This window comes from Nocardiopsis protaetiae (genome assembly GCF_045446735.1).
Classification (GTDB): domain Bacteria; phylum Actinomycetota; class Actinomycetes; order Streptosporangiales; family Streptosporangiaceae; genus Nocardiopsis; species Nocardiopsis protaetiae.
Map to the genome: position 1 here is coordinate 1 of NZ_JBJJBV010000111.1, position 19578 is coordinate 19578.

General features: G+C 74.0%; 18 protein-coding genes and 1 pseudogene. 12 read left to right on the top strand and 7 right to left on the bottom strand.

Features of this window, described 5'->3' with window-relative positions:
- Positions 1 to 51 precede the first annotated feature (51 nt).
- Entirely contained in the window at positions 52 to 501 is a 450-nt protein-coding gene (locus tag ACJOT3_RS17840; RefSeq protein ID WP_406973968.1) for an SDR family NAD(P)-dependent oxidoreductase, read from the bottom strand.
- On the opposite strand from ACJOT3_RS17840, the gene ACJOT3_RS17845 reads away from it, so the two are divergent.
- Positions 500 to 745 carry a hypothetical protein gene (locus ACJOT3_RS17845; RefSeq protein ID WP_406973969.1) on the top strand — a complete coding sequence of 82 codons (246 nt, stop codon included), beginning with the start codon at positions 500 to 502 and terminating at the stop codon, positions 743 to 745. The genes ACJOT3_RS17840 and ACJOT3_RS17845 overlap by 2 nt on opposite strands.
- Before the next feature lie 155 nt (positions 746 to 900).
- On the opposite strand, the gene ACJOT3_RS17850 is transcribed toward ACJOT3_RS17845, so the two are convergent.
- Positions 901 to 2109, bottom strand: a complete 1209-nt coding sequence (locus tag ACJOT3_RS17850) for an MFS transporter (RefSeq protein ID WP_406973970.1) — start codon at positions 2107 to 2109, stop codon at positions 901 to 903.
- Positions 2110 to 2279: 170 nt separating this feature from the next.
- Here ACJOT3_RS17850 and ACJOT3_RS17855 point away from each other — a divergent pair, with 170 nt between their 5' ends.
- A complete protein-coding gene (locus ACJOT3_RS17855; RefSeq protein ID WP_406973971.1) occupies positions 2280 to 2732 on the top strand; it encodes a CoA-binding protein in 453 nt (150 codons plus the stop codon).
- Positions 2733 to 2818: 86 nt separating this feature from the next.
- Here ACJOT3_RS17855 and ACJOT3_RS17860 read toward each other — a convergent pair whose 3' ends face one another.
- Together ACJOT3_RS17860 and ACJOT3_RS17865 are read right to left on the bottom strand one after the other, a co-directional pair.
- On the bottom strand, positions 2819 to 3421 hold the full coding sequence (locus tag ACJOT3_RS17860; RefSeq protein WP_406973972.1) for a TetR/AcrR family transcriptional regulator: 603 nt from the start codon (positions 3419 to 3421) through the stop codon (positions 2819 to 2821).
- Positions 3422 to 3540: 119 nt separating this feature from the next.
- Complete coding sequence (locus ACJOT3_RS17865; RefSeq protein WP_406973973.1) at positions 3541 to 4209, bottom strand: TetR/AcrR family transcriptional regulator; 669 nt, start codon at positions 4207 to 4209, stop codon at positions 3541 to 3543.
- Positions 4210 to 4337: 128 nt separating this feature from the next.
- Here ACJOT3_RS17865 and ACJOT3_RS17870 point away from each other — a divergent pair, with 128 nt between their 5' ends.
- Both ACJOT3_RS17870 and ACJOT3_RS17875 read left to right on the top strand, forming a co-directional pair.
- Entirely contained in the window at positions 4338 to 4796 is a 459-nt protein-coding gene (locus tag ACJOT3_RS17870) for a nitroreductase/quinone reductase family protein (protein ID WP_406973974.1), read from the top strand.
- Positions 4797 to 4892: 96 nt separating this feature from the next.
- Complete coding sequence (locus tag ACJOT3_RS17875; RefSeq protein ID WP_406973975.1) at positions 4893 to 6002, top strand: PucR family transcriptional regulator; 1110 nt, start codon at positions 4893 to 4895, stop codon at positions 6000 to 6002.
- 30 nt (positions 6003 to 6032) lie between these two features.
- Here ACJOT3_RS17875 and ACJOT3_RS17880 read toward each other — a convergent pair whose 3' ends face one another.
- The 3 genes from ACJOT3_RS17880 to ACJOT3_RS17890 all read right to left on the bottom strand — a co-directional run bounded on the left by ACJOT3_RS17880 (position 6033) and on the right by ACJOT3_RS17890 (position 9518).
- The gene (locus tag ACJOT3_RS17880; RefSeq protein ID WP_406973976.1) at positions 6033 to 7457 is read right to left on the bottom strand and encodes a carboxylesterase/lipase family protein; all 1425 of its coding nucleotides are present in this window, start codon (positions 7455 to 7457) and stop codon (positions 6033 to 6035) included.
- Positions 7458 to 7477: 20 nt separating this feature from the next.
- A complete protein-coding gene (locus ACJOT3_RS17885; protein WP_406973977.1) occupies positions 7478 to 8410 on the bottom strand; it encodes an alpha/beta hydrolase family protein in 933 nt (310 codons plus the stop codon).
- Between the two features lie 157 nt (positions 8411 to 8567).
- A complete protein-coding gene (locus ACJOT3_RS17890) occupies positions 8568 to 9518 on the bottom strand; it encodes a D-2-hydroxyacid dehydrogenase (RefSeq protein ID WP_406973978.1) in 951 nt (316 codons plus the stop codon).
- A gap of 85 nt (positions 9519 to 9603) precedes the next feature.
- On the opposite strand from ACJOT3_RS17890, the gene ACJOT3_RS17895 reads away from it, so the two are divergent.
- From ACJOT3_RS17895 to ACJOT3_RS17930, 8 genes and pseudogenes are all read left to right on the top strand, one after another.
- Positions 9604 to 10356 carry a FadR/GntR family transcriptional regulator gene (locus ACJOT3_RS17895; protein ID WP_406973979.1) on the top strand — a complete coding sequence of 251 codons (753 nt, stop codon included), beginning with the start codon at positions 9604 to 9606 and terminating at the stop codon, positions 10354 to 10356.
- 102 nt (positions 10357 to 10458) lie between these two features.
- Positions 10459 to 11289, top strand: a complete 831-nt coding sequence (locus ACJOT3_RS17900) for a hydroxypyruvate isomerase family protein (protein ID WP_406973980.1) — start codon at positions 10459 to 10461, stop codon at positions 11287 to 11289.
- A gap of 172 nt (positions 11290 to 11461) precedes the next feature.
- Positions 11462 to 12601 (top strand): 2-hydroxy-3-oxopropionate reductase, encoded by a 1140-nt coding sequence (locus ACJOT3_RS17905; RefSeq protein ID WP_406973985.1) that lies wholly within the window; start codon positions 11462 to 11464, stop codon positions 12599 to 12601.
- 153 nt (positions 12602 to 12754) lie between these two features.
- Complete coding sequence (locus ACJOT3_RS17910) at positions 12755 to 14878, top strand: family 10 glycosylhydrolase (protein WP_406973981.1); 2124 nt, start codon at positions 12755 to 12757, stop codon at positions 14876 to 14878.
- Positions 14875 to 16914 (top strand): hypothetical protein, encoded by a 2040-nt coding sequence (locus ACJOT3_RS17915; protein WP_406973982.1) that lies wholly within the window; start codon positions 14875 to 14877, stop codon positions 16912 to 16914. Before ACJOT3_RS17910 ends, ACJOT3_RS17915 begins: the two co-directional genes overlap by 4 nt.
- Before the next feature lie 113 nt (positions 16915 to 17027).
- Positions 17028 to 18314 (top strand): ABC transporter substrate-binding protein, encoded by a 1287-nt coding sequence (locus tag ACJOT3_RS17920; RefSeq protein WP_406973983.1) that lies wholly within the window; start codon positions 17028 to 17030, stop codon positions 18312 to 18314.
- Between the two features lie 2 nt (positions 18315 to 18316).
- A complete protein-coding gene (locus ACJOT3_RS17925) occupies positions 18317 to 19240 on the top strand; it encodes a carbohydrate ABC transporter permease (protein ID WP_406973984.1) in 924 nt (307 codons plus the stop codon).
- A pseudogene (locus ACJOT3_RS17930) lies at positions 19240 to 19578 on the top strand (carbohydrate ABC transporter permease); the annotation flags it as partial. The gene ACJOT3_RS17925 and the pseudogene ACJOT3_RS17930, both read left to right, overlap by 1 nt.

Below are 19578 nucleotides of genomic sequence, written 5' to 3' on the forward strand. Positions count from 1 at the left end.
CGGGCCCGGTCGGATGCGGTCCGATGGTGCCGGACCGCTACGCCCGGGCCCCTACCCCTGGGCCCGCTCCGACAGCTCGGACCAGGCCGACCACTCCGCGAGCCGCCGCTCGTAGGTCTCCCGGACGATGTCGGTGGCCGGCCTGCCGGAGAGGGTGCCGAGCAGGACCCGCAGCGGAGGCCTCTCGGCGTCGACGACCTCCAGCAGCGCCTGCGCGGCCGCGGCGGGGTCGCCGGGGACGCCGGCACCTCGGCGCGCGGCCATCTCGGCGCGCATCCGGTCGTACTCGGCGAGCGCGCCGCTTCGCCGCGCGGACGCCCCCGCCCAGTCGGTGCCGTACCCGCCGGGCTCGACGAGCGTGACGTGGATCCCGAACCGCGCGACCTCGGCGGCCAGGGACTCCCCGAGGGCCTCCACGGCCCACTTGGACGCACAGTAGGCGCCCAGGTTCGGGGCGGCGAAGACGCCGCCACCGGAGCGCCAGGGCGTGGTCGCCGGCATGATCGCCGGCACCAGCGCGATCGGCTCGGTCGGCATGAGCTTCGTCGGTGCCGCCGTACCGTCCTCGACCGCCATCGTCGTGGACGGGACCACGGTGAACTCCGCCACCGGGGTGTTCGGCCACATCACCGTCTCCGTGGTGGTCTTCCTGGCCGCCACGGTGTCCGCCTGCCTGCTGCCGGCACAGCGGCGCCGCGCGGCACGCGACCTCGGTTCCTCCGCGCGACCGGGGAACCCCCGGTGAAGAGCCGTGTGGGCGGGGTCTTCGTCGGGACCGGCGCCGGAGACCGCGTCCGGGCGGTGATCATCGCCCATCGCTCCGGCCTCGCCCACACGAGCAGGTGACCCCCGGTGGCGGCCGCTCCGCCCCGGTGGCGGGGCCGGTGTTCCCGGGCGCGTTCACGCGGTCGTTCCCCCGCCCGTTCGGCGGTGCCGGCGCAGGGAGGCCAGGAGGAGGCCGCCGAGGACGGCCGCGGTGCCGCCGGCGGCGAGGGGTGCGGAGGCGGTGACGCCGTCGACGAGGAGGCCGCCGGCGACCGCGCCCGAGGCGATCGCGATCTGGAAGACGGTCGACATGAGCCCGCCGACCTGTTCGAGGCGGTCCGGTTCGGTGCGGGCGCCCCAGGTCTGCACGGTCGTCGGGATGCCGCCGAAGCCGAAGCCCCACAGCGCGGCGGCGGCGAACAGGCCGGCGGGGGAGGCGCCGGTGGCGAGCATCGCGAGCATGCCGAGGCCGAGCGCGCTGGGGAAGAGCAGGGCGGACGCCCGCAGGGCGCGGTCGGCGAGGATACCGCTGAGGGCGGTGCCGAGGACGTTGGCGATCCCGTAGACCAGCAGCAGCGCGGCGAGTCCGGCGGAGCCGATGCCCGACACGGCCTCGGCGGCCGGGCGGATGTAGGTGAACCCGGTGAAGTGCCCGCCGGCGATCAGCAGGATCGCGACCAGGCCGAGCAGCAGGACACCGGAGCGCAGGGTCGACCCGAGGGCGCGCAGCCCGTTCGCCGCGCCCGGTGCCACGCGGGGCAGCACCGCGGCCTGGAGGAGCAGGGCGGCGACGCCCGCCGCGGCGCCGAGCAGGAACACCTGCCGCCAGCCCCACAGCTCGCCCAGCCAGGTGCCCAGCGGGACGGCCGCGATGGTGGCGAGGGCGACGCCGGAGTTGATGACGGTCATCGCGCGGCCGAGGCGGTCGACGGGGACGAGCTGGGCGGCCGTCGCGATGGCCAGGGCCCAGAAACCGCCGAGGGCGAGGCCCAGCAGGGCGCGGGAGGCCAGCAGGACGGTGAGGCTCGGGGCCGCCGCCACGAGCAGGTTGGAGAGGGCGGCCAGCCCGGTGAGGGCGATCAGCACGCGGCGCCGGTCGGCGCGGGGGAGCAGGACCGGCAGGAGCAGGCCGGAGATCCCGGCGGTGATCGCGGTGACGGTGACGGACTGTCCCGCGGCGCCCGCCGTGACGCCGAGGTCGTCGGCCATGCGGGGGAGCAGGCTGGCGGGCAGGAACTCGGCCATGACCAGGGCGAAGATCCCCAGGCCCAGGGAGGCGACGCCCGCCCAGGACGCGGGCCGGTGTGCCGTCGGCGTCGCCGCCGACGTGGCGGTGCTGTTCATGGTGTCCTTCGGGGGTCGGGTGGGAGTCCGGCACTCCGGGGCGGGGGTGCCCCCGGTCGCTGTGGAAGGGGAACCCCGGCCTCCCCGGTTATATTCCAATCGGTACAGAAGTCGGGTGCGTCACACTCACCGGACGCGCCGCGGGGGCGGGAATCGCCGACGGGGCGGGGATGTTGTCCACCGACATGACCGAGCCGTGGCTGGACCAGAAGAACATCGACCACCTCCTCGACGACACCGAGACCTGGGCCGTCGTGGGCCTGTCGAACGACCAGCGGCGCACCGCCTACCCCATCGCGCAGTTGTTGCAGGCCAGGGGCAAGCGGATCGTCCCGATCCACCCCGGCGCCGCCGCCGAGGGCGCGGAGGTGCTGGGGGAGAAGGCCTATGCGACGCTCGCCGAGGCGGCCGCCGCCGTCGGCCCCATCGACGTCGTCGACGTCTTCCGCCGCTCCGAGGCGGCGGGGGAGTTCGCCGACCAGGCCGTCGCGATCGGCGCCCGCGGTGTGTGGTTCCAGCTCGGCGTCATCGACGAGGAGGCGTTCCGGCGCACCACGGAGGCCGGGGTTCCGATGGTGATGGACACCTGCCCCGCCATCCAGTGGGGGAAGCGGGGCGACTGAGCGCCGCCGCCGGGCCGAGCCGCCGGACCGGGCCGCCGGAACGCGAGGCCGGGTCGGGGCGCCCGGCCGCCGCGCCGTCGTCCGGGTCAGGCCGGCCAGGCGCGCAGCGCCGTGTCGACGACCTCCTGGAGTTCGTCGTGGCCGACCCCGTCGGCGGCCTGGACGGCGATGCCGAACCCCACCGTCATGACGTACCGGGCCAGCCGCGCCGGGTCGGTGCCGGCCGGCAGGTCGCCCTCCTCGACGGCCCGCCGGAAGCGTTCCTCCATGCGCAGACCGGCATCGGTCCGCCAGCCGACGAGCACCTCGTGCGCGGGTCGCGCCCCGTCGCTCGACGCCAGCGCGCCCTGGACGACCAGGCACCCGGCGGGGCCGGCGACGGTCACGGTCCGCACCGTCCCGCGCAGGGACGCCTCGGCCACCTCCCGCGCGGTCGGCTCCTCCAGGGCGCGCGCCATGTAGGAGGCCGGCCCCTCGGTGTAGCGGTCCAGGGCCCTGCGGAACAGCTGTTCCTTGTTGCCGAAGGCCGCGTACATGCTGGTCTTGGTGATCCCCATGGCGCCGGTCAGGTCGGCCAGGCTCGCGCCCTCGTACCCCTGCTCCCAGAACACCCGCATGGCGCACTCCAGCGCCTCGTCGATGTCGAATTCGCGAGGTCGCCCGATCACACCGCCGCGGGAGCCGCCCATGGCACTACCTTACTTCGCGGTACAGAACCCGGCCGGAGGGCCGGGCCCGGCGCGTCACCCGCGCCCGGCGTACCACCTGCCCCCGGCGGGTCACCCGCGCACCGCGGCCCACCGGCCGCCTACGACCGGGCGGCGCGGCGGCGCTCCAGGCCCTCCAGGACGAGGTCGAGCGCGAACGCGAACTCCACGTCGTCGTCGCAGCCGCCCAGCGCTCCCTCGTGGCTCGACCCGAGGATCATCTCCGCCACCCACGGCATCTCCGGCGCCAGCGCCGCCGCCTGGGCGGCGGCGACCTCGGGCGCGGTGTCGGTGCCCTCGTCGTACAGGTCCTGGCTGAATCCCAGGATGCGGCTGCCCAGGACGTGCAGGGCGTGGTGGGTGAGCTCCAGGCTCAGGCCGCCGCCGCGCAGGATGCCCAGGATGGTGTCGACGTAGCGCATGGCGGCCGGGGTCGGGGTGGGCCGGGCCTTGATGACCTCGGCGGTCCAGGGGTGGCGGAGCATGGTGCGGCGCGCGGCCAGCATCTGCGCGCGGGCGGTCTCCACCCAGGTCTCTCCCGGTTCGACCCGTTCGATCCCGGCGACGACGGTGTCGGTCATGAGGTCGAGCAGGCCGTCCTTGGCGCCGATGTGGCGGTACAGGGACATCGGGTCGACCCCGAGTTCCTGGGCGATCCGCCGCATGCTGACCGCCGTGGGGCCGTCGGCGTCGGCGACGCGGATCGCGACGTCGACGATGCCCTCCCTGGTCAGACCTGCCGGGGCCGTCTTCGATCGTCGCGTCGTCACCCGCCACAGTCTAGGGCTGGGGTGTGGCCGGTGGATCACCTCGTACCCGTTGACCGTGCGCAGGAGTCGGTCTACTCTGTAGGTCTACGGCGTAGGCCTACACCGTAGGAACCCTGAGGAGGGTGACGATGCCGGATCGAGAGAAGACCCCCGTCCTGCCGCCGCGCTGGTTCGTCCGCGGAGCCTGGACCGGACACCGGCTGCTCTACCGCACCACCGGGCGCGGCCTCTCGTGCCCCCGGGCGGGCGGCCGGATGGGGATGCTGCGCCTGCGCGTGACGGGCCGCCGCACCGGGCGCGAGCGCGCCGTGATCCTCGGCTACCACCTGGACGGGGACTCCTACGTCACGCTCGCGATGAACGGCTGGGCCGAGCCCGACCCCGCGTGGTGGCTCAACCTCCGGGCGAACCCGCGGGCCGAGGTCGACACCGTCGACGGCACGTTCGGCGTGGTCGGCCGCGAGGCCGCCGGCGCCGAACGCGACCGCCTCTGGAGCCGGTTCGACGACTACCAGGGCTGGGGCGACATCGACGCCTTCTCCACCCGCCGCTCGCACACCCCCGTCATCGTGCTCGACCGCCGGTGAGCGGACTCGGGGCCGGGCCGCCCGACCGCGACGGCCCCGGCCCCCACCGCGCGACCGCCATTGACGCCCGTGTTTCGGTGATGTGACGATGAGCCGATGCCCGACCTGCACACCCGGATGGCCGCGCGCGGCGGCGACGTCACCGCGGCCATCGTCGCGCGGTGCGCCGCGGAGGTCCCCTACTACCGGGACCTGTCCCCCCGCGTGATCGAGGGCGAGGTGGCCCGGTCGATCGCCGCCGTCCACGCCCTGCTGCTGCGGACGCTGCGCGACGGCGGCGAGGTGGGCCGGGGCGACCTGACCCTGCTCATCGAGTGGTCGGCGCGCCGGGCCGAGGACCGCGTCCCCCTGGAGGCGGTGACCGCCGCCTACCTCATCGGCGCCCGCGCCTGGTGGGAGGCGCTGGTCGAGGCGGCCGAACCCGGTGAGCTGGCCGACGCGGGCGCCGCCCTGCTCTCCTGCCTGTACTCGGCCCTGCCCGCCGTCGTGCTCGCCCACCGCCAGACCCTGGAGGACCTGCACAGCGAGGACAAGCGCGTCCGGCGGGCCCTGCTGTCCGCCCTGCTGGAGGGGCGGCCGTACGCGGAGGCGGCACAGGCGGCGGGTATCGAGGTGTCCGGCGGCTACGAGGTCGTGGCCTTCGCGTTCGAGGACGACCCGCCGACCAGGTCGGTCCAGTCCTGCCTGGACGCCTGCACCGGCGTCCCGGTGCTGATGGACCACGTCGCGGGGATCGCCCTGCTGCCGGGCGGCCCGGACCTGCCCGAGCTGGTGGCGACCCTTGCTCGGGACGTGGGTCCCCTGGTCGCCGCGGCCGCACCGGCCCGGGAGCCCGCGGACGTCCCGGCGGCGGCCGCGGAGGCCGGGCGGGTGCTGGACCTGGTCCGGCGGCTGGGCCGGCCTCCCGGGTTCTACCGCCTGGACGACGTGCTGCTGGAGCACCAGCTCGCCCGCCCGGGCGCGGCCCTGCACCGGCTGGCCGCCAAGCTCGACCCGCTGGACCCCCACCCCTACCTGCTGGAGACCCTGCGGGTGTTCACCGAGCACGGGCACAACCGCAGCCGGGCCGCGCTGGCCCTGCACGTCCACCGCAACACCCTGGACTACCGGTTGCAGCGGGTGGGGGCGCTGACCGGGCTGGACGTGGCGGTCCCCGCCCAGGCCCGGCTGCTCCAGGCGGCGCTCACCGCACGCGACCTGCTGTGACCGCGCGCGACCTGTTCTGAACCGCGGGCGTCACAGCCAAGCGCTCAGCTCCTCGTGCCGGGGCGCGTGGACCACACCCGGGTCGGGGTCGTCGAACACCCGGACCGGCCGCCGCTCCGACCAGGTCGGCCAGCCCGGATCACCCGATTCGGCGAAGGACACCCAGGCCCGGTGCACGGTGTCGGCCAGCCCCTGCGGCGCGCCGGGCCCGGCCAGGTCCTCGCACGCGGACAGGGTGTCGAACGCGAACCCGATCTCCAGCGCGTGGCACGCGCCCAGCCCCAACACGGGCGAACGCCACGCGAACTCGTACACGAACGTCCGGGCCGGACCGTCCGCCCGCGCGTCCGCCCACCGGTTCACCGGCCCGCGCAGCAGCAGGTCGGTGGCCATCGCCCCGAGGACCTCCCCGGGTCTCGCCCCCGGGCGGCCCGCCCGGTACAGCCGCGCCACCCGGCCGGGGATCTTGAACTTCAGCGACGCCAGCCGCAGGGTGAGGCCGCCGATCCGGTCGATCGTCCCGTCGGGGACGAACCACAGCCGGTACTCCTCCAGGTTGGAGCCGAGCAGCAGGTCGACGTCGCAGGGCGGGGGAGCGGCGGACACCACGTCCTCGTCGACCACGATCTGGAAGCCCGGGCCGCCGCCGAGCGGCGAGCTCGCGGCGACCACCGCGTTCTGCGCCTCCAGCAGCCGCCGCCGGTCCACCGCCGCGAACGCCGCGGCCGTGGCGGGAGCCCCCAGCCTGCGGGCGATCCGCCGCACCACCTCGGCACCCTTCTCCCGCGGCACCGCGCCGGGCGGTCCACTTTGCAGGATCGCCCGGTGGAACAGCCCCCTGGCCCGGGTGCCGGACATCAGGGCGGCGATGCCGATGGCCCCGGCGGACTCGCCGAACAGGGTGACGTTGCCCGGGTCCCCGCCGAACGCGGCGATGTTGTCGCGCACCCAGGCCAGCGCGGCGATCTGGTCGAGCAGGCCGCGGTTGTCGGGCGCGTCGGGGAAGACCCCGAACCCCTCGACCCCGAGCCGGTGGTTGACCGACACCAGCACCACGCCGTCGCGGGCGAAGGCCGACCCGTCGTAGAGCGGCAGGGCCGTCGACCCGTTGCGCAGGGAGCCCCCGTGGATCCACACCATCACCGGGCAGCCGGCGTCGCCCGCACCGCCCGCGCCGTCGGCGGGCGCCCAGACGTTGAGGTTGAGGCACCCGTCCCCGGGGATGTCGATCGTGGGGATGAGCTGGCCCAGGGCGGGGCCGTACGGGGTCTGGGGGACGGTCGGCCCGAACTCCAGCGCGTCGCGCACCCCCTCCCAGGGTTCGGCGGGGGCCGGGGCGCGGAACCGGTGGGGGCCGAAGGGCGGCGCCGCGTAGGGGATGCCGAGGAAGGCCGAGACCCCGTCCCGGACCAGGCCCCGGACCTTGCCCTGCCGGGTGTTCACGATGGTGTGCATCCGAGTCCTCTGGGTCCTCATCAGGCGGCGGGGGCCGGGAAGCCGTCGGTCAGGGCGTTGCGGCGGACGTCGGACCAGGTCCCCGTGTCCGTGCAGATGCCGCAGCCGGGGCCGAAGAACTCGCCGTGGGCCGACGCGTCGCCCATCAGGTGCAGGCGGAACCAGGCCGTCGTCGGGGCGGCGAAGGGGCCGGGGTCGCCCACCACGGTGAAGTGGTCGGCCCCGCGGACCTCGCCGTAGACCGCCGGGATGTGGTCGGCGTCGTTGTAGAAGGCGCGCACCAGCACGGGGAACACGATGCTGTCGCGCTGCCCGGACAGCAGCAGCGCCGGGCCGTGCACGCCGTCGATGTCGGCCAGCGGACCGGGCTGGACGGGCACGATCGTGTCCACGCGCGGGTCCGCGCCGACGACGATCGAGGCCGCGCCGCCCTGGGAGTGGCCCGAGGCGCCGATGTTCTCCAGGTCGACGCGGCCGTGGAAGACGCTGCCGGGGTCGGCGTCGCGGCGGGTGAGCAGGTCGATGCCGGCGCGCATGGAGATGCCGAGGTTGGACTGCGGGGTGTTGGCGGCGGCCACGATGAAGCCGTGGCTCGCCCAGTGCAGCAGCAGCTCCCGGTAGACCACGGGGAAGGCGAACGTGCCGTTGCCCCAGACGATGACGGGGTGGCGGACGCCGCTGGCGGCGATGTCGCGCGGGTAGTACAGGGTGGTCACCGCCCCGACCTCCACGGCGGTGGCGTAGGGGCCCAGGGCGCCGAAGTCGGCGGCGGCATGCGCGCTTTCGGTCGGCGCACTTCCGGCGGACACAGCCTCGGTGGGCACGGGAGCGGGGGCGGTGGGCACGGGAGCGAGGGGCGTGGAGGCGGCGTTCGCGGGGGCGGCCGCGCCCACCGGGGCGGCCAGGGCCAGGACGAGTGCGGACAGCAGGGAGAGGGGGCGTCGTGTGCGCATGGCGGGGGACTCCTGACGTCGCGGTGGAGCGGGTCCGGGCCCCGCCCCACCTGGTTCGCCCTCACATCCTGGTCGGGGAACCGGCCGGCGTCTCTGCGCAATCGCGGCAATCCCGGAGGCCGATGTTCGTGCGATCCGCCGAGAGGGGCGGCCCCGGTCAGTAGCCCGCGGCCTTGTCCACCACGTTGGACAGCGGCAGGCCGCGGGCGCGGCGCTCCAGGTTGTCCACGAAGATGTCCACCCCCCGCCGCCGGGTCGCCTCGGTCGTCGCCCCGTTGTGCGGGGTGACGATCACGTTGGGCAGGTCCCAGAACGGGCTGTCCCCGGGGAGCGGTTCGACGCCGTGGGCGTCCAGCCCCGCCCCCGCGATCCGACGCTCGGTGAGGGCCGCCAGCAGGGCCGCGTCGTCGATGATCCCCCCGCGGGAGATGGAGATGATGTGCGCGGTCTCCTTCATGGCGGCGAACTCCGCCGCGCCGATGAGGTGGGCGGTCGCGGGGGTCAGGGGCGCGGTGACCACCACGAAGTCGGACTCCGCCAGCAGGGCGTGCAGCTCCTCGGGAGGGTGGACGCGGTCCACGTTCGGCGCGGGCAGGTCGGTGCGGCGGCGCAGGCCCACCACCCGCATGTGGAACGCCTTGGCCTTGGCGGCCAGGTCCAGGCCGGAGTTGCCCAGGCCGATGATGCCGCAGGTGCGCCCGTTGAGCTCGCCGTGGGGGAAGCGGTCCCAGCGGTGCTCCCGCTGGGCGCGTGCCCACCGGGGCGCGTCCCGGTCGAGCATGAGCATGAGCAGCACGGCGTGCTCGGCCAGGGGGACCGCCCCGTTGCCCGCCGCGGAGGTCAGGACCGCGGGGTGATCGGCCAGCCCGGAGTCCAGGGCCCCGTCGACACCGGCGGCCCAGCTATGCACCCATCGCAGCGAGCCCGCCCGGGCGAGCTCCTCCGGGCCGGGCGAGCCCGCGATCACGACCGCCCCGGGCAGCAGGTCGGGCCGGTCTCCGATCCGGTCCGCGAACTCCACCCGCGACCCGGGGGAGGCGGCCCGGATCCGCTCGCGGTCGCGGTCGTCGAGCGGGCCGGTCACGAGGATCACTTCGGCGTCCGACACGGGCATCACGTCCTAGGGTGCTCTGGTAGCTTGTGCCTGATATTGGTCCGACCGATCTGGTGAGTATAGGGAAGGCGGGTGGCCGATGGCGGAGCGGGGCCGTACGGTGGGGTTCGGGGCCGTCGAGAGGTCGAAGGTCTACTCGTCGGTGGCGGAGGAGATCCTCGCCGGCGTCCGCGCGGGCGCCTTCCCGCCCGGTTCGCCGCTGCCCGCCGAACGTGTCCTGGCCGAGCGGTTCGAGGTCGGCCGGGGCTCGGTCCGCGAGGCCATCCGCGTCCTGGAGCACGCCGGGATCCTCGACGTACGGGTGGGCAGCGGCACCTACGTGGTCGGCGACGGCGGCTCGGAGACCACCCTGCGGGCCCGCGCGGCGATGGCGGGCGAGCACAGCCCGCTGGACCTGATCGTCGCCCGCGCCAGCCTGGAACCGGTGTGCGCCGAGCACGCGGCGACGTTCCGGACCAGCAAGGACCTGCGCGCCATCGAGGAGACCCTGGTACGCCAGGAGCGCCTGACCCGCGAGAACGGCGACCCCTCCGGCGCCGACGCCGACTTCCACCTCGCGGTGGCCGCGGCCTCGCACAACAGCGTGCTGGCGGCGCTGGAGAAGACCCTGGTCGACCTCATGCACGAGCGCATGTGGACCGGGCTCAAGCACCGCTCGCGCGGCCGCGGGAACCGGGCGGAGCACTACCTGGAGCAGCACCGGCAGGTGTTCGGGGCCATCGAGGCGCGCGACCCCCGGCGGGCGCGGCAGGTGATGGCCGCCCACATGTGCGACATCGAGACCGACCTGCTCGCCGAGCTGGAGTCCGGCGGGGACCCCTCCGGGGTCTGAGCGGTTGACAGGCCGCGGGGCCGCGCCCTAGCTTCACGATCGGTCAGGTGGTCGGACCGATCCGGTCGGACCACTTCCGGCGTCGGAGCGAAGGAGAGCGCTGTGGACACGCCGCGTTACGCCGTGAACTGTTCGATCATGATGAAGGACCGACCCCTGGAAGGGCGTCTGTCCGCCGTCCGGGAGGCCGGGTTCGAGGCCGTCGAACTCTGGTGGCCGTTCCCGACCGCGACACCCGCCGACGCCGAGGTGGAGGCCTTCGTCGACACCGTCCGGGACTCCGGCCTGCGGCTCGTCGGCCTGAACCTGTACGCCGGGGACATGCCCGCGGGAGACCGCGGGATCATTTCGTGGCCGGGCCGCGAGGACGAGGTGCGCGCCAACGTGCGGATCGTCCGCCGGATCGCCGAGGCGCTCGACTGCCGCGCCTTCAACGCCCTGTACGGCAACCGCCTCCCGGGCGCGACCGCGGCCGAGCAGGACGACCTCGCCGTGCGCAACCTCGGGCACGTCGCCGCCGAACTGGGCGCGATCGGCGGAACGGTGCTGGTCGAGCCGGTCAGCGGGACCGAGGCCTACCCGTTGAAGACCGCCGACGACGCGGTCGCGGTGATCGACCGCGTCGAGCGCGGGACCGGGGCGGAGAATCTGGGCCTGCTCCTGGACGTCTACCACCTGGCGGCCAACGGCGACGACGTCGCCGCCGCCATCGACCGCCACCGTTCGCGCGTCCGCCACGTCCAGGCGGCCGATGCCCCGGGCCGGGGCGCGCCCGGCACGGGGGAGCTGCCGCTGGGCGCGTGGATCACCGACCTGGTCGGCGGCGGCCACGACGGCTGGATCGCCCTGGAGCACACCGGCGAGGGCGCGGACCCCTTCGCCTGGACCCGCGGCTCCACCCTGCCGGGCCTCCCCGGCGGCGCGAACCCGTGAGGGCGGTCCGGGGGACCGGCCGTCGCCCCCGTTCTTCCCATCTGGAGGGCCGCCCCGCTCGCCGGGCGCCGGTCCACCCGGTGGAGGCTCCTCGGAGCACAGATGTCCCCTGCCGTTTCCGTTCGGCTTCGCGGGTGCTCGTCGACCTGGTAGGGACGGCCCGGGTGACCGGCTGCCCTCGCCCTCCGCGTCCGGCGGGCCACGTGCGTCCGCGGGCGCTTCCCGACCCGGCGAGGGCGGTCCGGGTGATCGGCCGCCTCCACCGTTTCCGTCCGGTGGGCCGTCCGGCTCCGCGGACGTTCACCGACCCGGTGGGGGCGGCCCGGGGGAGCGGCCGTCCCGACCTTTTCCGTTCGGCGGGTCATTCCGGTCCGCGGACGTCCATCCACACACAGACAGGCAGGAGACCCTGGTGAGCGCACACACGATCGCTTTCATCGGCCTCGGCGTCATGGGCGGTCCCATGGCGGCGAACCTCGTCGGAGCGGGGTTCGACGTGGTCGGGTACAACCGCAGCCCGCGGCGGGTGCAGGCCCTGGTGGCCGCGGGCGGCAGGGCCGCCGGGTCGGCGGCCGAGGCCGCGGCGGGCGCGGACACCGTCATCACCATGCTGCCGGACTCCCCGGACGTGGAGGCCGTGGTGCTCGGCGAGGGCGGGGTGCTGGAGGGCATGCGCCCCGGGTCCGTGCTCGTGGACATGAGCACCATCCGCCCCGACGTGGCACGACGCCTGGCGGACGCCGGGGCGGCCAAGGCCGTGCGCGTCCTTGACGCGCCCGTCAGCGGCGGTGAGCAGGGGGCGATCGAGGCGAAGCTGTCGATCATGGTCGGCGGTGATGAGGAGGCCTTCGCGGCGGCTCGCCCGGTGCTGGACGCCCTGGGCACGACGGTGGTCCACGTCGGCCCGCCCGGGGCGGGGCAGACCGTCAAGGCGGCCAACCAGCTGATCGTCGCCGGTGTCATCGGGCTCGTGTCGGAGGCCCTGGTCTTCCTCGACGCGCACGGCGTCGACCGGGAGCGGGCCGTGCGCGTCCTGGCCGGCGGGCTGGCGGGCAGCACGGTCCTGGACCGCAAGGCCGCGTCCATGCTCGCCCGGGACTTCACCCCCGGCTTCCGCGTCGACCTGCACCACAAGGACCTGGGCATCGTGACGGCCGCGGCCCGCGAGGCCGGGGTGGCGATCCCCCTGGGCGGCCTGGTCGCCACGCTCATGGGAGCGCTCCGGGCCCAGGGCCACGGGGATCTGGACCACTCGGCCCTGCTGCTGGAGCTGGAGCGGATGTCCGGCCGGGGGGAGACCGCGGACTCCTGAGGCCCGGGGTCCGCTCCCGAGAAAAATTTTGTCAGTCTTGAATTCTTGTCTGACAAGATGCCTATACTGTCGTGCCGCCGTCGCGGATCGGTACCGGTGCCGAGGAACGGGCCGGGGTCCGGGGCGGCGGCCACGACGAGAGGACGGGCCCATATGGGGCGGGACGTGCACGAGGGCGGGGAAGCGGCGGCCGGAGGCCTGCGCTCACCCGACTGGCACCTGGGCGCCACCCGGTGGACGCAGCTCACACTGACCGAGAACGACCCGGGGCGGTTCGACCCCGACTTCTGGATCGACGTGATGCGTCAGAGCCGGTCGAACGCGACCTGCATCAGCGCGGGCGGCTACATCGCCTTCTATCCGACACGCATCCCCTACCACCACCGCAGCGTCCACCTCGGGGACACCGACCCCTTCGGCACCCTGGTCGAGGGCGCCCGCGGCCTGGGCATGCACGTCATGGCCCGGGTCGACCCGCACGCCGTGCACGCCGACGCCGCCCGGGCGCACCCGGAGTGGCTCGCCCGCACCGCCGACGGCGAGCCCGTCGAGCACTGGGGCTTCCCGGGCATCTGGCTCACCGACCCCTTCGGCCCCTACAACCGCGAGTTCATCACCGAGGTCGCCCGCGAGATCGTCACCGACTACGACGTGGACGCCGTGTTCGCCAACCGCTGGCAGGGCCACGGCATCTCCTACGGCGAGGAGGCCCGGCGCGCGTTCCGCGACGACACCGGCCTCGACCTGCCCCTCAAGGAGAACGACGACACCGACCCGGCCTGGCGCGCCTACGTCCCCTGGCGCCGCCGCAAACTCACCGAGCTGGTGAGCCTGTGGGACGAGGCCGTGCGCGACATCCGGCCGCACGCCCGGTTCATTCCCAACCTCGGCGGGGTGGCCGCCTGGGAGCTGGACCGCGACATGCTGGCCAAGCACTACCCGGTCTTCTTCATCGACAAGCAGGGGCGCTCGGGCGTGGAGGCCCCGTGGTCGGCCGGCCGCAGCGGCAAGCGCAGCCGCGCCGTCTTCCGGGACCGGCCGATCGGGCTCATCACCTCCGTCGGGCCCGAGGACCACCGGCACCGCTGGAAGGACTCGGTGGCCCCGGGCGCGGAGACGGCCACCTGGATCGTCGACGGGTTCGCCCAGGGCGCCTTCCCCTGGTTCACCAAGTTCAACGGCATGGTCCCCGACCGGCGCTGGGTGCGGCCGGTCGTGGACGCCTTCACCCTGCACGCCCGCCTGGAACCCGAGCTGGCCGGGACCGCCGTCACGGCGGACGTGGCGCTGCTGGAGACCGGCGACCGGCCGCAGGACGCCGGGACCCGCGGGCACGAGGACGGCCTCTACCACGCCCTGGTCGAGGCGCGGATCCCGTTCGAGCTGGTGGCCGGGCAGAACCTGACGGCCGAGGAGCTGTCCCGGTTCAAGGTCCTGGTGCTGCCCGACGGCGCCCGCCTGGGCGAGGACCAGTGCCGGACGATCCGCGCGTTCGCCGAGGACGGCGGGAGCGTCGTCGCCGCCCACCGCGCCTCCCTGGACGACGAGTACGGCGTCCCCCGCGACGCCCTCGCCCTCGGTGACGTGTTCGGGGTCGACCTGGCCGCGCCGCCGCGCGGACCGGTCAAGAACAACTACATCGCGCTCACCGGGGAGCACCCGCTCCACCGCGGGTTCGAAGGGGCCGACCGCATCATCGGCGGCACCGAGCTGACCGGGGTGGCCGAGCGGCCCGGCACCGAGGTGCCCTTCCGCTTCGTCCCCGACTACCCGGACCTGCCGATGGAGGAGGTCTACCCCCGGGCCGAGCCCGGCCCGCCCGCGGTGGTGACCCGCGAGCTGCCCGGGGGCGGCCGCTCGGTCTACGCGGCCTTCAACCTCGGCTCCCTCTTCTGGGACTCCCTCCAGCCGGACCACGGGACGCTGGTCGCCGACGCGGTGCGGTGGGCGCTCGGCGGACCCGACCGGGTGGGCGTCCGCGGCCCCGGCCTGCTCGACCTCGCGCTCCGGGAGGGGGACGGCTCCCTCCTGCTGTCCGTCGTGAACCTTACCAACCCCATGGCCCTCAAGGGCCCGATCCGCGAGACCATCCCGATCGGCCCCCTGGAGGTCTCCGCGGCCCTGCCCGAAGGCGCCGACGGGGCCCGGGCGCGCCTGCTCGTCGCCGGGACCGACGCCGACGTCCGCGTGCGCGGGGGCCGCGCCGAGGTCGTGGTGCCCACCGTGGACCTGCTGGAGACGGTGCGGTTCACCTGGACCCGGGGAGGGGCGGCATGACGGCACCGCAGCTGTGGTGGCAGCGGCCGTTCCGGATGTTCCAGACCAACCTGCGGGAGGTCGACGCCGGACTGGACGTGGAACGCGTCCTGGACTACCTGGAGGGGTTCGGCGCCGACGCCTGGCTGCTCAGCGTCGGCGGCATCATCGCCAACCACCCCACCGGCCTGGACGTCCAGACCCGCAACCCGGCACTGGCCCTGCGCGCCTCCGGCGACCTGGTCGGGGACGCGCTGGCCGCCGCCCGACGCCGGGGCGTCCGCGTGCTGGCCCGCATGGACTTCTCCAAGGTCGACCACCGCCGCGCCGAGCGCCACCCCGAGTGGTGCTTCACCGACCCCGCCGGCGACCCGCAGGTCTACAACGGGCTGACCAGCGTGTGCCCCAGCGGCGACTACTACCAGCGGCGGCTCTTCGACGTGGTCGACGAGGTCCTGGACCGGTACCCGCTGGACGGCTTCTTCTTCAACTGGATGTCCTACAACGAGGTCGACTACAGCGGCGCCTACCGCGGGGTGTGCCAGTGCCTGGCCTGCCACCGCGCCTTCGCGTCCTTCGCTCCCGGCACGGACCTGCCCACCGGGCCGGACTCGCCCGCCTACCCGCTCTGGCGCCGGTTCGCCGCGTCCATGATCGACGACCTGACCGCGCGCGTGCGCGCGCACATCGGGGCCCGCCGCCCCGAGGCGCCGCTCATCCTGGGCGACCGCGCCGACATCGTCTTCCACGAGGCCAACAACGCGGTCGGGCGGACCCTGTGGCACCACCGCACCGCCGAGCACGTCAGCGCCGCCAAGACGTTCCGCCCCGGGGTCCCGGTGCTGGTCAACGCGGTGGGGTTCGTGGACATGCCCTACCGGTGGGCCGGGGAGGAGCCCAACCACTTCGCGCAGTACCTCGTGCAGGCGATCGCCCGCGGCGCCGACCCCTCGACCTACATCATGGGGACGCCCGACGACGTCACCTACGAGTGCCTCGACGTGGCCGGGGAGATCACCCGCTTCCACCGCGACCACACCGAGGCCTACCGGGACCTGGTCCCCGCAGCGCGCACCCTCCTGGTCCGGCCCGACCCCCTCAAACCGGGGGCCGGGGCGGCCGGGCGCGCGGACGAGGCCACCGCCGAGTTCCGCGGCCTGTACTCCTGCCTGCTGGAACGTCACGTCCCGTTCGACGTCCTGCCCGAGGCGCGGCTGCCCGACGTCGCCGCCCAGGGGCGCCTGGACACCTACAAGGCGGTGGTCCTGCCCGACCTGGGCGCCCTGGACCCGGCGGCCGTCGAGGCACTGGACGGGTTCTCCCGCGCGGGCGGGGGCGTGGTGGCCACGGGGTCGAGCGGCTTCGACGGCGACGCCTTCCAGCTGGCCGGGGCGCCGGTGCTGCGGCGGCTGGCGGTGCGCGACACCGTCGAGTCGGTCCGCTCGATGCACCTGCGGCGCCCCGCCGCCGGGGGCGGGCCCCCGCGCGGGACCCTGCCCGTCATCGGCGCCTTCCACGTGGTGGAGCCGGCGCCGGGGGCCGGGACCGGCCTGCCGGTGCTGTCCCGGGCGCCCTACGGGCCGCCGGAGAAATGCCACGGCCACCTGGACCTCGACCTGTACGGCTCACTGAGCGCCGCCCACGGGCAGGGCCGGGTGACCGTCCTGCCCTGGACCCCGGGCCGGGCCTACCACGGCGTGGGGCTGGGCGGCCACCGCGACGTGTTCGTCGAGGCTGTGCTGGCGGTGGCGGACGGGCCGGTCCAGGTCGACACCGACCTGCCCGAACAGGTCGAGGTGGTGCTGGGCGCCTCGGCCGCCGGGCGGGTGGTCCACCTGATCAACCATTCGGGGGCGGTGCCCCAGGGGTTCCGCGCGCCCGTGCCGGTCCAGGGGCACCGCCTGCGGGTGCCCTGGTGGCCGCAGGACGACGGGGGGCCGGTGACGGCGCTGCGGGCCGGGACCGCGTGCTCCGCGGGGGAGGACGGCGACCTCGTGCTGCCCCGGATCGACCGGTTCGAGGTGCTGGTGAGCGCGCCCGCCATCGCAGCTCTGTAACTTTGTAAAACAAGTATTCATGGAATATTGACATACCAGATCTGCGGCGGAAACATGGCCGATCAGCTGCACATTCATCGGAGAGCGGCCTCTCCGGCGGCGAAGGGACACTGATGGGAAACCTCGATCGACGCGCCTTCCTGGCGGTGGCGGGACTGGGCGCCCTGGGCGCCTCCACCCTCCTCGCCGGCTGCGGAAGCGGTGGCGGGAGCGGTACCACGATCCGTTACGCCTGGTGGGGGAACAACATCCGCCAGCAGAACTACACCAGGGCCCTGGAGGAATTCGAGCAGAACAACCCCGAGATCTCGGTCCAGCCGGAGTTCGCCGAGTACACCGCGTTCCAGGAGCGCATGACCACCCAGATGGCAGCCCGGGACGTCCCCGACATCTTCTGGATCGCCTCGCCCCAGGTGATGACCTACGAGAAGAACGGCCTCTACCGCCCCCTCACCGACCTCCCGACCCTGGACCTGTCCGACTACTCCGAGGCGGACATCGCCTCCTTCTCCCTCAACGGCGAGTTCGTCACCATGCCGCACGGGGTCTTCGTCCCGGTGGTCCGCTACAACGAGACCTTCCTCGAAGAGGACGGCGCGGAGCTCCCCGGCGAGGACTGGACGTGGGACGACCTCGCCGAGTTCCTCACCGACTACAGCGCCGACAACCCCTCGGGCCGCCGCGGCGCCTCCTACACCCCCGACCAGGACATGGCGTTCGAGGCCTGGCTGCGCCAGCGCGGCCAGGACCTGTGGACCGCCGAGGGCACCATGGGGTTCGACGCCGAGGCGCTCGGCGACTGGTTCGAGTGGTGGCGGTCCCTGCTCGACGCCGGAGCGGTGCTGACCCTCAGCGAGCAGGAGGGCATGCAGCCCGACTGGTCCGCCATCGGCGGCGACGTCCTGCTCAACTTCGGCAGCTCCAACCACATCATCGACGACGCCGCGATGTTCCCCGAGTACACCTACCGGCTCCGCTCCGTCCCCGCCGCGGCCGACGCCGCGGACGGGCACAAGTTCCTCTACTACCCCCGGCTGGCCATCTACCAGGGCATCGACGACGCGAACGCGGAGGCCGCCGGCCGCCTCATCGACTTCAACGTCAACAACGCCGACTTCCTGCGGACCGTCGGCCTCACCATGGGCGCCCCGCCCAACCCGCGCCTGCTGGCGGAGGCCTACGACTTCGCCTCCGACGACGAGACCGAGATGCTGGCCGTCGTCGAGGCCGAGCGGGGGTTCGACCACCGCCCCCGGCACGAGGCGCCCCCCGGCACCGGCACCTGGCGCGAGGCCCTGTCCCGGGCCTCGGAGGCCATCGCCCTGGGGGACGCCGGCGTCGCGAAGACGGCCGAGTCGCTGATCGCCGAGATCCAGACCGGAATCGACCGAGAGGCCTAGGCGTGGCGAGAACACTGCGGAGCGGCCGTCCCCCGCAGGCACCCGGCGGCCCCAAGAAGCAGGGGTGGGCCGCCTACGTCTTCCTCGGCCCCTGGCTCCTGGGCCTGGGACTGGTGACGGCGATCCCCCTGGGTGCGTCGCTGTACCTGGCGTTCACCGACTACAACATCCTGAGCACACCCCGGTTCACCGGGCTCGCCAACTTCGAGCGCATGCTCGGGGACGACCGCTTCTGGGCGGCGTCCGCGGTCACGGCCCGGTACGTGTTCATCTCGGTGCCCCTACAGCTGGTGTTCGCCCTCCTGCTGGCCGTCGTCCTGGACCGCGGCCTGCGCGGCCTGGCCTTCTACCGCGGCGCGTTCTACCTGCCCTCGCTGCTGGGCGCGAGCGTCGCGGTCGCCATCCTGTGGCGCGAGGCCTTCGGGCACGACGGCCTGGTCAACCACGCCCTGGAATGGGTGGGCATCGAGGGCCAGAGCTGGTTGCAGAACCCCTCCACGGCGCTGTCCACCCTCATCGTCCTCAACGTGTGGACCTTCGGTTCACCGATGGTGATCTTCCTGGCCGGGCTGCGCCAGATCCCCGAGGAGCTCTACGAGGCCGCCCGCGTCGACGGCGCGTCCATGGTGCGGCGCTTCTGGCACATCACCGTCCCCATGCTGACGCCGATCATCTTCTTCAACCTGATCCTGCAGACGATCGGCGCGTTCCAGACGTTCACCCAGGCGCACATCATCAGCGGCGGCACCGGCGGGCCCGTGGACTCGACCCTGTTCTACACGCTGTACGTGTACCAGCAGGGGTTCCGGGCCTTCGACATGGGCTACGCCTCGGCGCTGGCCTGGGTGCTGCTCCTGGTGATCGGGGCCGTGACCGCGCTCCACTTCTTCCTGTCCAGGTTCTGGGTCTTCTACGGAGACGACTGATGACGAAGTCCGCACCCGGGTCGGGTGTGCGGGGACCGCGCCGGTACCGCGGGCGTCCCTCGCCCGCGGTGCTCAAGCACGGCGCCCTGCTGCTCTTCCTGATCGTGATGATCTACCCGCTGGTCTGGATGACGGTGAGCGCCTTCAAGCCCGCGCACCTGATCCTGACCGAACCGGGGCTGCTGCCGGGGGAGCTCACGTTCGAGAACTTCCGGGACGGCTGGCACGCCCTCAACCGGCCCTTCTCGGTGTTCTTCCTCAACTCCCTGCTGGTGACCGTCGGGTCCATCCTGGGCAACCTGTTCTCCTGCTCCCTGGCCGCCTACGCGCTGGCCCGG

What these genes read in the sequence shown, in the direction of transcription:
- ACJOT3_RS17915 (WP_406973982.1), top strand. Translation starts at nt 14,875, where the DNA reads ATGACGGCACCGCAGCTGTGGTGGCAGCGGCCGTTCCGGATGTTCCAG.
- ACJOT3_RS17875 (WP_406973975.1), top strand. Translation starts at nt 4,893, where the DNA reads ATGCCCGACCTGCACACCCGGATGGCCGCGCGCGGCGGCGACGTCACC.
- ACJOT3_RS17860 (WP_406973972.1), bottom strand. Translation starts at nt 3,421, where the DNA reads ATGGGCGGCTCCCGCGGCGGTGTGATCGGGCGACCTCGCGAATTCGAC.
- ACJOT3_RS17910 (WP_406973981.1), top strand. Translation starts at nt 12,755, where the DNA reads ATGGGGCGGGACGTGCACGAGGGCGGGGAAGCGGCGGCCGGAGGCCTG.
- ACJOT3_RS17880 (WP_406973976.1), bottom strand. Translation starts at nt 7,457, where the DNA reads ATGCACACCATCGTGAACACCCGGCAGGGCAAGGTCCGGGGCCTGGTC.
- ACJOT3_RS17840 (WP_406973968.1), bottom strand. Translation starts at nt 501, where the DNA reads ATGCCGGCGACCACGCCCTGGCGCTCCGGTGGCGGCGTCTTCGCCGCC.
- ACJOT3_RS17895 (WP_406973979.1), top strand. Translation starts at nt 9,604, where the DNA reads ATGGCGGAGCGGGGCCGTACGGTGGGGTTCGGGGCCGTCGAGAGGTCG.
- ACJOT3_RS17855 (WP_406973971.1), top strand. Translation starts at nt 2,280, where the DNA reads ATGTTGTCCACCGACATGACCGAGCCGTGGCTGGACCAGAAGAACATC.
- ACJOT3_RS17920 (WP_406973983.1), top strand. Translation starts at nt 17,028, where the DNA reads ATGGGAAACCTCGATCGACGCGCCTTCCTGGCGGTGGCGGGACTGGGC.
- ACJOT3_RS17885 (WP_406973977.1), bottom strand. Translation starts at nt 8,410, where the DNA reads ATGCGCACACGACGCCCCCTCTCCCTGCTGTCCGCACTCGTCCTGGCC.
- ACJOT3_RS17870 (WP_406973974.1), top strand. Translation starts at nt 4,338, where the DNA reads ATGCCGGATCGAGAGAAGACCCCCGTCCTGCCGCCGCGCTGGTTCGTC.
- ACJOT3_RS17850 (WP_406973970.1), bottom strand. Translation starts at nt 2,109, where the DNA reads ATGAACAGCACCGCCACGTCGGCGGCGACGCCGACGGCACACCGGCCC.
- ACJOT3_RS17845 (WP_406973969.1), top strand. Translation starts at nt 500, where the DNA reads ATGATCGCCGGCACCAGCGCGATCGGCTCGGTCGGCATGAGCTTCGTC.